This is a genomic window from Georgenia alba (genome assembly GCF_042665525.1).
Lineage (GTDB): Bacteria > Actinomycetota > Actinomycetes > Actinomycetales > Actinomycetaceae > Allobogoriella > Allobogoriella alba.
In genome coordinates, this window is sequence record NZ_JBHTCQ010000001.1 from 1,861,664 (window position 1) to 1,873,484 (window position 11,821).

The 11,821-nt window shown below is 75.2% G+C and carries 11 protein-coding genes; 6 read left to right on the plus strand and 5 right to left on the minus strand.

Annotated features, from left to right (window positions below; all coding sequences use genetic code 11):
- Nucleotides 1-18: 18 nt before the first annotated feature.
- Together nagZ and ACFQQL_RS08595 are read right to left on the minus strand one after the other, a co-directional pair.
- Entirely contained in the window at nt 19-1,467 is a 1,449-nt protein-coding gene (gene nagZ / locus ACFQQL_RS08590) for a beta-N-acetylhexosaminidase (protein ID WP_382393243.1), read from the minus strand.
- 52 nt (nt 1,468-1,519) lie between these two features.
- The gene (locus ACFQQL_RS08595) at nt 1,520-3,181 is read right to left on the minus strand and encodes a BadF/BadG/BcrA/BcrD ATPase family protein (RefSeq protein WP_382393245.1); all 1,662 of its coding nucleotides are present in this window, start codon (nt 3,179-3,181) and stop codon (nt 1,520-1,522) included.
- A 95-nt stretch (nt 3,182-3,276) separates the two neighbouring features.
- Here ACFQQL_RS08595 and ACFQQL_RS08600 point away from each other — a divergent pair, with 95 nt between their 5' ends.
- The gene (locus ACFQQL_RS08600) at nt 3,277-4,248 is read left to right on the plus strand and encodes an N-acetylmuramic acid 6-phosphate etherase (protein ID WP_382393247.1); all 972 of its coding nucleotides are present in this window, start codon (nt 3,277-3,279) and stop codon (nt 4,246-4,248) included.
- 74 nt (nt 4,249-4,322) lie between these two features.
- Entirely contained in the window at nt 4,323-4,892 is a 570-nt protein-coding gene (locus ACFQQL_RS08605; protein WP_382393249.1) for a DUF4282 domain-containing protein, read from the plus strand.
- Nucleotides 4,893-4,957: 65 nt separating this feature from the next.
- Here the strand turns inward: ACFQQL_RS08605 and ACFQQL_RS08610 are convergent, their stop codons facing one another.
- Genes ACFQQL_RS08610 through ptsP form a run of 3 tightly spaced genes read right to left on the minus strand, consistent with a single transcriptional unit; the run spans nt 4,958 to nt 8,024 of the window.
- On the minus strand, nt 4,958-5,884 hold the full coding sequence (locus ACFQQL_RS08610) for an acyl-CoA thioesterase (protein ID WP_382393251.1): 927 nt from the start codon (nt 5,882-5,884) through the stop codon (nt 4,958-4,960).
- Nucleotides 5,881-6,312: a globin gene (locus ACFQQL_RS08615; RefSeq protein ID WP_382393253.1), complete on the minus strand. Its 432-nt coding sequence runs from the start codon at nt 6,310-6,312 to the stop codon at nt 5,881-5,883. Before ACFQQL_RS08615 ends, ACFQQL_RS08610 begins: the two co-directional genes overlap by 4 nt.
- 14 nt (nt 6,313-6,326) lie before the next feature.
- On the minus strand, nt 6,327-8,024 hold the full coding sequence (ptsP, locus tag ACFQQL_RS08620; RefSeq protein ID WP_382393255.1) for a phosphoenolpyruvate--protein phosphotransferase: 1,698 nt from the start codon (nt 8,022-8,024) through the stop codon (nt 6,327-6,329).
- A gap of 190 nt (nt 8,025-8,214) precedes the next feature.
- Here ptsP and ACFQQL_RS08625 point away from each other — a divergent pair, with 190 nt between their 5' ends.
- The 4 genes from ACFQQL_RS08625 to ACFQQL_RS08640 are packed head-to-tail and all read left to right on the plus strand — an operon-like array spanning nt 8,215 to nt 11,802.
- Entirely contained in the window at nt 8,215-8,445 is a 231-nt protein-coding gene (locus tag ACFQQL_RS08625) for a PTS sugar transporter subunit IIB (RefSeq protein ID WP_382393257.1), read from the plus strand.
- Nucleotides 8,442-10,610: a 4-alpha-glucanotransferase gene (gene malQ, locus ACFQQL_RS08630; protein ID WP_382393259.1), complete on the plus strand. Its 2,169-nt coding sequence runs from the start codon at nt 8,442-8,444 to the stop codon at nt 10,608-10,610. The genes ACFQQL_RS08625 and malQ overlap by 4 nt, the downstream gene beginning before the upstream one ends.
- Before the next feature lie 17 nt (nt 10,611-10,627).
- Nucleotides 10,628-11,101: a PTS sugar transporter subunit IIA gene (locus ACFQQL_RS08635; protein WP_382393261.1), complete on the plus strand. Its 474-nt coding sequence runs from the start codon at nt 10,628-10,630 to the stop codon at nt 11,099-11,101.
- Entirely contained in the window at nt 11,092-11,802 is a 711-nt protein-coding gene (locus ACFQQL_RS08640; protein ID WP_382393263.1) for an HAD family hydrolase, read from the plus strand. The genes ACFQQL_RS08635 and ACFQQL_RS08640 overlap by 10 nt, the downstream gene beginning before the upstream one ends.
- The last annotated feature ends 19 nt before the right edge of the window (nt 11,803-11,821 follow it).

Consider the following 11,821-nt stretch of genomic DNA (forward strand, 5'->3'; position numbering starts at 1 on the left):
TGCCTCCCGGCCGGGTGCTCAGCGGCGGGCGAGCAGCAGCTCCGCCACCGCCAGGAGGCTCACGGCGGCCGCGGACCGGGCCCCGACGTAGCGGCCGGCGGCCAGGTGCGCGTCCGCGGTCGTCCCGGTGCCGACGACGACAGCGTCGTGTCGATGCGCTCGGACGGTGTCGAGCAGGTCGCGCTGGGCGGGATCGCGGTGCGCGTCGCGCACGACGAGCACGAGCGGACGGGACCGGGCGGCCTCCAGAGCGGCGGTGAGGGCCGGGCCCCCGGAGACGAGCCGGGCCCCGTCGACGGCGGGGTCGAGGGCCTGCATGGCGTGCAGCAGGCTCGCCGCGCTCGGCTCGACGCCGGCGCGCGGCGGGACCGCCTCGATCACGTAGGGCAGACCCGCCGGCAGGCCGTCGGCGAGGTCGACGTGCAGGGTCCGGCGGCCGAGCTCGCCGGTGAACTCCACCGGAGGGCCGGCCGCCTCCGTCACCGGGCGCGGCCGGGCCAGGGCCCGGACCCGGGACGCGGCCTCCCGGACCCGTTCCACCGGCAGGCGGCCGTCCCGGACGGCCGCGACCACATGGTCACGGGCGGCGAGCTGCTGCGCGAGCGGGGAGTTCATGCACAGCAGGTCCGCCCCGGCCGCCAGGGCACGCACGCACCCCTCCGCCAGCCCGACCCGGCCGGCGACCGCGGCCATCGTCAACGAGTCCGTGACGACGGCGCCACGGAACCCGAGCTCCCCGCGCAGCAGGTCCGTGAGGATCCGCCGGCTGAGGCTCGCCGGCTCCTCGTCGAGCGCCGGGTAGCTGATGTGGGCGCACATGACGGCGTCGACCCCGGCGTCCACGACGGCACGGAACGGCACGAGATGGGGCTCGAGGTCGCCGTCGACCACCGGCAGGTCGAGGTGGGAGTCCACCGTGGTGTCGCCGTGCCCAGGGAAGTGCTTCGCGCACGCGGCCACACCGGCGGCCTGCATGCCCTCGAGGTAGGCGACGCCGTGCCGGGCCACGAGCTGCGGGTCCGCACCGAACGAGCGCGTGCCGATCACGGGGTTCTCGGCCCGGGTGGTCACATCCACCGCGGGGGCGAGGTCCAGGGTGATGCCGGTCGCGCGCAGCTCGGCCCCGATGGAGCGCGCGGTGGAGCGGGTGAGGGCGACGTCGTCGAGGGCACCGAGGGCGAGGTTGCCGGGCGTCGGCGAGCCGTCGCGGGCGTGCAGGCGCGTGACGTCCCCGCCCTCCTCGTCGACCGCGAGGACGACGTCGTCGCCGATCTCGCGCAGCTCGGAGCAGAGCCGGGCCAGCTGTTGCGAGTCCTCGACGTTCTCGCCGAAGAGGACGACACCGCCCAGCCCGGCGGCGAGCCAGTCGCGGAACGCCGCCGGGGTGGCCTCCGCCGTCGTGCCCGGGACCCCGACCAGGAAGCACCGGTCGACGAGGGCGGTCACGGGCTCCTCCGCCGCGGTCATACCCGGATCCTCGCAGGTGGTCGCGCCGGACGAGGGCCGGGCGCCGGGGTTCTCAGGGCCTCGGCAGCCGGGTGCCGAGCACCAGACCCCACGGCGTGTGCTCGAGCACCCGGAGACCGATGTGCAGGTAGAAGCCGATCGCGTTGAGGTTCCGGCCGCCCACGCCCAGGTGGACGCCGGGCGCCCCGGCCGCGGTGAGCCCGTCGAGCACGGAGCCGATGAGTGCCCGGCCGTTCCCGCCGCCCTGTCCCTCCGGGAAGATGTCGATGTGCAGGTGCGCCGGATGGTCGGCGAGCCACGGCTTGTCCGTGTGCTGCCCGCTGTGGATGGTGCGGATGAGCGCGGCGTCCGGGGAGGCGTCCTCCTCGGACGGCCTGGGGTAGCGCTCGCGCAGGGGCGGCCACCACTCGCGCTCGCACCACTCCTCGAATTCGTGGGTGCTCAGCGTCGCGACCGAGTACCCCACCGGCGCGCCGTCACCACGGCGCAGCACCCGAGCCAGCTCCGGCTCCCGTGCGAGGTAGGCGCCGAGGAAGACGTGGCCGGGCAGGGCGCCGTCGCGGTACATGGCCGTGGCGTCCCCGCCCGAGTCACCGGTCTCGAGGCAGACCCGGTAGAGGGTCTCGAGGTCCTCGGGCCGGTACCCGTCCACGACGAACCCGGTGGGCAGCGGGATCGGCAGCGGGCCGGGGGCGCCGGTGCTCTCGTCGTCGTGCTGCCCGCCCGTCCCGGCCGGCCCGTGCCGGTCGGTGGCGGCGGCGACCTGCGCCGCCACCTCGGCCAGGGGCGGCATCGTCCAGCCGGCACGCTCGGCCGCCAGCCGCAGCGCCCCGACCACCGGCTCCGCGGCGGTGACGGCACGGTCCCCGAGTGCGCGCCGCACCCCGGCGCGTACCGGCCCGTCCGCCGTGAGGACGGAGCCGGCCATGACCACGCGCCCGGTCGCGCCGTCGACCACGGACAGGCTGTGCAGCAGCCCGGCGACCGCACGGTCGACGATGTCGAGCGCCACCCCGTCACCCGCCGCGGCGCACCGGGTCACCGCAGGGGCCAGCTCGCCCAGCTCGGCGGGGGAGCGGGCGTCCACGAGGCGCACCAGGTCCTGCCGCGGGTCGCCGGTGCCGCCCGCCTCGCCCACCAGCCTCCCGGCCTCGGCGGTCAGCGCGGTGGCCGGTCCACGGCCGTCGAGGTCCGCGGCGGCCGCGCGCAGGCCCTCCAGCGAGAGCCAGATGCCGGACCCGACATCCCCCAGCACCCAGCCGAGCCCGTCGCAGCGCCGCTCCTCGCGGAAGCCGGCGAACCGACAGGCAACGGCACCGGTCCCGGACAGCAGCAGGGTCCCGTCGGGGGAGTCCGAGCCGGCGGCGAACGCGACGACGAGATCGGTGACCACCTCGACGACCGGTGGCCGCGGCCCGGCCACCGCCAGTGCGGCGTCGACCATGGCCACGACTCGGTCCCGTCCCGCCGGCCCGGCGCCGGAGACCCCGGCGACGCACGCGGACACGGTCACCTCGCCGGCGGCCGCGTCGCGTGCCCGCGCGAGCGCGCGGCCCAGGAGGTCGGCCAGCAGCGCGCCGAGCTCGCCCCGAGAGGAGCGAAGGTTCGCCCCTGGGCCGGTCGAGACGGCCAGCACGTCCCCGGACGCGGCGAGGACCGCCACCCGGGAGGACGTCCCGCCCACGTCGATGCCGAGGACCACCGAACCGGTCACGTCGCACTCCCGCATGCTGTGGTGATAACTTCCGACGCCGAGGCTAGCCGGGACGCTCGGCTCCACGACCTCGGGACCGATGCGTGGGAGGCGCGATGGCCGACGACTGGCGAGAGGCGCTGGCCCTGAGCTCGCCCACGGAGGAACGCAACCCCCGCACCGCCGAGATCGACCGGCTGCCCGCGGACGAGCTGGTTCGGCTCGTCCTCGCCGAGGACCGTGGCGTCGTCGCCGCCGTCGAGGCCGCGGCCGACGCCCTTGCCGCGCTCGTGGACCACGCGGTCGAGGCACTCACGGCGGGCCGGCGCATCCACTACGTCGGGTCCGGGACCTCGGGCCGCCTCGGTGTGCTGGACGCCGCCGAGCTGCTGCCGACCTACGGGGTGGGCGAGGAGTCCGTCGTGGCGCACCTCGCCGGGGGACCGGGCGCGATGCTGCACGCCGTCGAGGGTGCCGAGGACGACGACGCGGCCGGGTACCGCCTGGGCGGCGCCTTCGCGGCGGGCGACGTCGTCGTCGGGCTGGCCGCCAGCGGCCGCACCCCGTACGTGGGCGGTGCGCTGCGCGCAGGCCGCGACCGCGGGGCCGTCACGGCCCTCGTCTCGACCAATCCGTCCGCGCCGCTGGCCGCCGAGGTGGACGTGGCGGTTCTGCTGGACACCGGGCCCGAGGTGATCACCGGGTCGACCCGGATGCGGTCCGCGACGGCGCAGAAGATCGCGCTGAACGCCTTCTCCACCGCGCTGATGGTTCGGATGGGGCGGACCTACTCCAACGTCATGATCGAGGTGCAGGCGACGAACGCGAAGCTGCGGGCGCGCGCGGTCCGGATGCTCGTCCAGGTGACCGGTCAGGGGCCCGAGCGGTGTGCCGAGGTGCTCGCGGACGCCGACGGCGAGATCCGCACCGCGCTCGTCGCGCTGCTGGCCGGCCGGGACGTGGTGCGTGCCCGGGAGGCACTGCGGGACACCCCGGCCGACCCGGCCCGGGTGGCCGACCCGGGGGGCGTGCGCTCCGCCGTCGCGGCGCTCGCGGGGGACGGGAGCGACACGGCGAGTCCGGCGTGACCTCTCGGCCTGGTGCGCATTCTCTACTAGGGTCAGCGGTCGTAGGCCTGTCAGCAGCGAGAATGGAGCCCGACGTGTCGAGTCAACCTCCCGTTCCTCCGAGCCAGGGTGGCGGTCCGCCGCCGTGGCAGTCGCAGGGCCAGCAGCCAGGTCAGCAGCCGGGTCAGCGGCCCCCGCAGGGCCCGCCGCCCGGGTACCGCCCCGGCGGTCCGGGTGGCCCCGGCCAGGGTGGGCCGGGCGGACCCGGGGGTCCGGGCGGGCCGTACCAGGGTGGTCCCGGCGGTCAGGGGCAGCCGTGGGGTCAGCAGCAGGAGAGTTCCGGCGGCTTCTTCAAGTCCCTCTTCGACTTCTCCTTCAACAGCTACATCACGCTGACGTTCGTCAAGATCATCTACATCCTGCTGATCATCCTGGCCGTGCTCATGTGGCTCGGCTGGGTGATCATGGGCTTCATCGCCGGTGCCAGCATGGGTATGGTGCCGGGCAGCGACGGGTCACCGATCCTCGGGATCATGGCCCTGCTGTTCGGGTGGATCCCGGCGTTCATCATGATCGTCTTCTACCGCGTGGGGCTCGAGTGCGTCGTCGCGCTCATCCGCACCGCGCAGAACACCAGCGAGCTCGTGAAGCAGGGCAAGAAGTAGGGCTCGCCCCGCGCCAACCGACACTGACGCCCCTCGCCGCCGCGGTGAGGGGCGTCGTCCTTGGATCAGGGCGCGACGTCGACCCGGGCATCGGCGTCCTCGGGCACCCTGACCATGCCCTCCTGCGCGATCGTGGCCACGTGCGCGCCGGCGCGGTCGAAGACGCGCGCCAGTCCGAGCCCGCGGCCGCCGCGGGCGCTCGGCGACTCCTGGACGTACAGCAGCCAGTCACCGACGTCGACCGGCCGGTGCCACCACATGGCGTGGTCGAGGCTGGCCACCGAGAGCCCCTCGCTGCGCCAGCTGAGCGCATGCCTACGGAGCACCGGCTCGAGCAGCACCTGGTCGCAGGCGTAGGCGAGCAGCGCACGGTGCTGGAGCTGGCTGAGGCCATCCGGGAGCGGCGAGCGCGTCCGCATCCACAGCATCTGCCGGTCGGTCGGATCCTGCGCCGGCCGCAGGTAGATGTCCGGCTCGACGTGCCGCACGTCGAAGGCGGCGGTCGAGCTCAGGAACTTCGCCACCGGGTGGTCCATCCCGCCGAACATCTCCAGCGCGCTCGGCAGCCCGTCCGGGTCGGGGGCAGACGGCGCGGCGGAGGCGTGCTCCCGGCCGGGCTGGTCCTCCTGGTAGGAGCTGATCAGTGACAGGATCGGCCTGCCCTGCTGCAGCGCGTGGGTCCGGCGCGTGGAGAACGACCGCCCGTCGTGCAGCCGCTCGACGGCGAAGCCGATCGGCTCCTCGACCTTGCCCGGTCGCAGGAAGTACCCGTGCACGGAGTGCAGCGCCCGGGCCGCGCCAGCAGGCAGGGTCTCGGCCGCGGCCAGGATCGCCTGCGCGAGGACCTGTCCGCCGTAGATCCGACCGGTCAGCTGGGGCAGCGCGGTGCCGGTGAACTCGTCCCCGCCCACCGGGGTGAGGCGCAGCGCGCGCAGCACGCTGCCGAGCGGCTCCTCGTCCTGGCGCGCGGCCCGCTCCTCGGCCGGTGTCACAGCAGCGACCTGCGGCCGGTATCGGCCGTGTTGACCATGGCGTGCGCGGCGCGCTCGAGGTAGTCCCACAGCATCGCGTCGAGCTCCGGCGGCAGGCCCATGTCGTCGACGCCGGCACGCATGTGGTGCAACCAGCGGTCGCGCGCGTCGGTGTCGACCGGGAAGGGCATGTGCCGCATGCGCAGCCGCGGGTGACCGCGCTCCTCGGAGTACGTCGTCGGGCCGCCCCAGTACTGCTCGAGGAACATGGTCAGCCGTCGCTCGGCGCCCTCCCAGTCGTCCTGCGGGTACAGCGGGGCGAGCACCTCGTCCTGGCGCACACCCGCGTAGAACCGGTGCACCAGGCGGGCGAAGGCCTCGTGCCCGCCCATGGCGTCGTAGAGGCTGCGCTGCTCGCCCGAGCGGCCGGCAGGTGGTGTCGTCGTCACGCCACCATCATGACCTACAGGCCGAGGTCGGCGAGGACCGGCAGCTTCTCGCGCACGACGGCCCGCGCGTCGGCCGCAGACTCCGCGTCGACGGCGAGCCGCGACACCGACCGGCAGGTCGCCAGGTCAGTCGCGGCCAGTACGGCGGCGACGTCCCCGAGCGCGCGCGGGGTCATCGACAGGGACGTCACTCCCAGGCCCACGAGCACGACGGCGAGGGCCGGGTCGGCCGCCGCCTCGCCGCACACCCCGACGGGGCGCGACTGCTGGGCGCCGCCCAGGCACGTCGCCTCCACCAGCCGCAGCACCGCGGGCTGCCACGGGTCGGAGAGCTCGGCGAGCGAGCCCAGCACCCGGTCGGCGGCCATGGCGTACTGGGTGAGGTCGTTCGTGCCGATGGAGGCGAAGTCCGCGCGGGCCAGGATCGGCCCGGCCAGCAGCGCCGCGCTCGGCACCTCGACCATGACGCCGGCCGTTCCCAGGCCGTGCCGGCCGCATGCCGCGACGAACTCCTCCGTCTCGGCGACGGTCGCCACCATGGGAGCCATGACCCAGACCTCCGCACCGGCCTCGCCTGCGGCGCGGGCGATGGCCGAGAGCTGGTTCTCCAGCACCTCCGGGGCGCGCCGGGCGGTGCGCAGCCCGCGCACACCCAGGGCCGGGTTGGCCTCCTCGGCATCGGTGACGAACGGCAGCGGCTTGTCGGCCCCGGCGTCGAGCGTCCGCACCACGACCTTCTTGCCCGGGAACTGCTCCAGGACGCTGCGGTAGGCGGCGGCCTGCTCCTCGACCGAGGGCTCCTCCGTGCGGTCCAGGAAGCAGAACTCGGTGCGGAACAGGCCCACCCCCTGGGCGCCGGACTCGGCGGCGACGCGGGCGCCGGCCGGATCACCGACATTGGCCAGCAGCTCGATCTCCTGCCCGTCGGCCGTGCGGCCGTGGCCGTCGAACGTCCGCGACGCGGCGGCGGAGGTACGGGCCGCGGCGACCGCCTCGGGGCTCGGGTCGGTCTCGACGGTGCCCGCTCCGCCGTCGACCAGGACCTCGGTGCCGTCGGTGAGCCTGGTGGTGGCGCCCTCGACGCCGACCACAGCGGGGATGCCGAGGGAGCGGGCGAGGATCGCCGTGTGGGAGGTGGGACCGCCCTCGACCGTGACGATCGCGCGGACCCGACCGGGGTCCAGCAACGCGGTGTCCGCGGGCGCCAGGTCCACCGCGACCAGGACGTACGGGTCGCGGCGCTGCGGGACTCCCGGCATGGGTGCGCCGGTGAGCTGCGCGATGAGCCGGTTGCGCACGTCGGCGACGTCGCGGGCACGCTCGGCCATGTAGCCACCGAGGTCGGCAAGCTGCTCGGCGACCGCGCCGGCGGCCTGCCACACGGCGCGGGGGCCGGGCAGTCGCTCGCCACGCACCAGCTCCACGGCCCCGCCCACGAGCGTGGGGTCGGCGGCCATCTGCGCCGTCGTCTCCAGCAGCTCGCGCCGTTCGCCCTCGACGGTGCCGGCGGCGTCCTCGAGGGCGGCGGCGACCGCCTCGGCGGCGGCGGTGACGCGGGCGGCCTCGTCCTCGACCTGGTCCTGCGGGACCAGCGGGTAGGACGGCGGCTCACCCGCCGGGGGCCGGACCTGCGCGACCGGGCCGGCGGCCCGTCCAGGGCTCACCCCGACGCCGCGCAGGAGCTCCTCGGACGATGCGGCGCTGCTGCTCATAGGTCTCCTCCTCCCGGTGGCTGCCTGCATCATGCCGTGCCGTCACCGCTGCGCACAGACAGATCCACCTCCGCGCGGCGGCCGTGTCCGTGCAGGTGGGCGCACCCGGACGCGGGTAGGCTCGTGCCAGGCCGTGCGTCGCGGGTCCCGCGGTGCCCGGCGGATCCTGACGTGCCGATGGAGGAGTCACATGAGCAAGGCCGAAGACATCCTGTCCGCCCTGGGAGGCGCGCCCAACGTCGTGGTCGTCGAGCCGTGCATCACCCGGTTGCGGGTGGAGGTCAAGGACCCGGCCGTGGTCGGGGAGAACGACCTCAAGGCCAACGGTGCGTTCGGCGTGGTCCGCACCGGCCACGTCGTGCAGATCGTCGTGGGCCCCGAGGCGGACGACCTCGCCGAGGAGATCTCCACGCTGCTGTGAGCACGCCGCCGACCGCGGGCGACGCGACGCTCCCGCCCGAGCTGTGCCGCCTCGCGGACATCCATGGCGTCGCGACCGAGTTCTGGGACTGGTCGGGCCGGCGGCGTGAGGTGTCCGTCGCCACGATCCGGGCGGTCCTGTCCGCGCTCGGGGTGCCGGCGGACGACGACGAGGAGGTCGCGGCCGGGCTCGAGGACGCGGAGGTCGCGCCGTGGCGGCGCGTCCTGCCGGCCTGCGTCGTCGTGCGGGAAGGGAGCTCGCGGGAGGTCGCCGCGCACGTGCCGGACGGCTCCGCCGTCGCCGTGGCCGTCGAGCTCGAGGACGGCGGGACGGTGGAGCTGGAGCAGCGTGAGGACCTCACCCCGCCGCTCGAGGTCGACGGCGTGCGCACCGGCCGTGCCACGTTCGTCCTGCCTGCGGACCTGCCTGTCGGCTGGCACGAGCTGGTCGCTCGGGTGCACGGCGCGGACGACGAGTCGCAGGTCCGGGCGCCGCTCGCGGTGACGCCGGAGCGGCTGCCGGAGCCGCGCCTGGGCACCGCCCGCGGCTGGGGCGTGATGGCCCAGCTGTACTCGGTGCGGTCGGCGGCGTCGTGGGGGATCGGCGACCTCGCGGACCTCACCGAGCTCACCGGACTGTTCGGCGACCTGGGGGCCGACTTCCTCCTGGTGAACCCGCTGCACGCGGCGGAGCCGGTCGGCCACATGACCCCCTCGCCCTACCTGCCGGCGACCCGTCGGTTCGTCAACCCGATCTACGTCCGGCCCGAGGAGATCCGCGAGGCGGCGTACCTCACCGGGCCGCAGCGTGCGCTGGTGGACTGGGCGGCCGAGGAGGTGCGTGCCGCCAACACCGTCAACGCGCCGATCGACCGCGACGCCGTCTGGGCGGCGAAGCGCGAGGCGCTCGGCGTCATCCACGCCGCGCCTCGGAGCCGGTCCCGGCAGCGGGCGCTGGAGCGCTTCCGCGCCGAGGAGGGCCAGGGGCTGGAGGACTTCGCGCTCTGGTGTGCGCTGAAGGAGCGGTACGCCGACCGGCCCTGGCCCCGCGAGCTCCAGGACATCCGCTCGCCGCACATCGCCCGTGCCCGGCGCGAGCTGGCGGAGCGGATCGACTTCTACGTGTGGCTGCAGTGGGTCGCCGACTCCCAGCTCGCCGAGGCGCAGCGGCAGGCGAAGACCTCGGGCATGGGCCTGGGCGTCATGCACGACCTCGCCGTCGGCGTCCACCCGGACAGTGCCGACACGTGGACCGCGCCGGAGGCCTTCGCGCACGGCATCGGCGTCGGCGCACCGCCGGACATGTACAACCAGCAGGGCCAGAACTGGAGCCAGCCGCCCTGGCGCCCGGCCGCCCTGGAGTCCTCCGCGTACGCGCCGCTGCGGGAGATGGTCCGCACCGTGCTGCGGCACGCCGGCGCGGTCCGTATCGACCACATCATGGGGCTGTTCCGGCTCTGGTGGATCCCCGCGGGCATGGGCGCGGACGAAGGCACCTACGTGCGCTACGACCACGAGGCGATGGTCGGCGTCCTGCTGCTCGAGGCCGCGCGGGCAGGTGCGACCGTCATCGGCGAGGACCTCGGCACGGTCGAGCCCTGGGTGCGGGAGTACCTGGCCGAGCGCGGGGTGCTCGGCACCTCGGTGCTGTGGTTCGAGAAGGACGACGACGGATGGCCCCGACGACCGGAGGACCTCCGTCACGACGTGCTCGCCACGGTCGGCACGCACGACCTGCCGCCGGCGGCCGGCTACCTGGCGGAGGAGCACGTGGACCTGCGACGCCGGCTCGGGCTGCTGTCCCAGCCGGTCGAGGAGGTCCGCGCGGAGGCACGGCTGGAGCGGGAACGGCTGGTGGCCCGGCTCCGGGAGGCTGGGCTCCTCCCGGAGGACCACACCGAGCGAGAGCTCGTCGAGGCCCTGCACGCCTATGTGGTGGGCAGCCCGGCGGTCCTGGTCGGTGTCTCGCTGACCGACGGCGTCGGGGAGCGCCGCGCGCAGAACCAGCCGGGCACGGACACCGAGTACCCGAACTGGAAGCTCCCGCTCGCCGACGGCGCCGAGCAGGTCGTGATGGTGGAGGACCTGCCGGGCTCGGTTCGGCTCGACTCGCTCGTCACGGCCGTACGCCGGGCGCTGGGCGCGGACGACCGGCTGGCGTCCTGAACGCGGAGGAGGCGTCCATGACGACCGCCGAGCAGAGCCTCGTGGTCCTGGCTCCGGTGGCCGGCACGGTCAGGGCCCTGGCCGACGTGCCGGACCCGGTCTTCGCGGAGGCGATGGTGGGGCCCGGGATCGCCGTCGACCCGGGGACGGTGGAGCGCGCCGAGGTCCGTGCGCCGGTGAGCGGGGTGCTCGTGAAGATGCATCCGCACGCCTTCGCGCTCGTGGGCGCGGGAGGTCGTGGCGTCTTGGTCCACCTCGGAATCGACACGGTCCAGCTCGCCGGCGCGGGGTTCACGCTGCACGCCGCCGAGAAGGACGCGGTGGAGGCCGGGCAGCTGCTCGTGACCTTCTCCCCGGCGCAGGTCGCCGCCGGCGGCCGCTCGCCGATCACACCCGTGATCGCGCTCGACACCGTTGCCGACTCACTGACGCTCGCCGTCGAGACCGGGCAGGAGGTGCTCCCCGGCGAGGAGCTGTTCTCATGGACGTGACGGACCGCGTGACGGCGGCCCTCGGCGCCCCGGGTTCCGGGGTGCTGCTGGATCTCGACGGGACCTTGGTGGACTCCGAGCCGACCCACCGTGCCGCCTTCGACACGTACTTCTCCCGGCGCGGCTGGGAGATGACCGACGAGCTCTACCTGCGGTTCGTCGGGCGCCGCGGCCTGGAGGTGCTGGCCGAGCTGGACGGTCCGTGGCGGGAGGAGGACCCGCAGACGGTGCTGCGGGGTCTCGTCGAGTGCGTGGACCGCGAGGCCGTCCCGCCGCTGCCCGTGCCGGGGGCCGCCGCGGCGATCGCGGCGTGGCGCGACGCCGGGGTGCCGGTCGCCGTCGTCACCTCGGCCTGGCGGGACTGGGCCGTCGAGGCGCTCGGCCTGCTCGGCGTCGCCGAGCTCGGGCTGCCCATGGTGACGTGGGAGACGGTGACCACCGGCAAGCCGGCGCCGGAGCCGTACCGGCGGGGCGCCGAGCTGCTGGGCCTGGACCCTGCCGGTTGCGTCGCGTTCGAGGACAGCCCGGCCGGCCTCACGGCGGCCGTGGCGGCGGGGGTGGGCCTCGCCGTCGGCGTGACGACGACGCACCCCGCCGAGGCCCTGCTCGCCGCCGGTGCGGACGGCACCCTGCCGGATCTGACGTCGCTGGTGGGCGGCCCGGGGCTGCGTAGTGGCGAACGACGCACCTCCGGGCCCTGACCCGGCGAGCCGGGCGCGC